1 protein-coding gene is annotated in these 262 nt (G+C 67.9%); it reads right to left on the reverse strand.

The features are described from left to right. The coding region (locus FYM52_RS18620; RefSeq protein WP_162524783.1) for an OsmC family protein at nt 1–262 on the reverse strand (262 nt) is incomplete at both ends.

A 262-nucleotide genomic window follows, 5' to 3' on the forward strand; every position in this document is an offset into this window, starting at 1 on the left:
ACCGCGTCAAACAGGGTTTGCAACTGGGCGTCATCGGCACTGGACTGCACCTGCACCTCGTAGCGGATGTCGTGGGGCCAGATGGGCGTGGCCTCGTGGCCGGGCTGGCCGGCGCGTGGGTCAATGGTGCCGCGCACATCCACGCTGATGCTGTCCAGCGGCACCTGCAGCAGCGCGGCCTGGATTTCGAAGATGTGGGTCACGCAGGTGCCCAGCACGCCCAGTTGCAGCTCGGGCGAGGAGGGGCCCAGGTTGAAGCCGG

The organism is Comamonas sp. CAH-2 (genome assembly GCF_009668305.1).
Classification (GTDB): domain Bacteria; phylum Pseudomonadota; class Gammaproteobacteria; order Burkholderiales; family Burkholderiaceae_C; genus Comamonas; species Comamonas aquatica.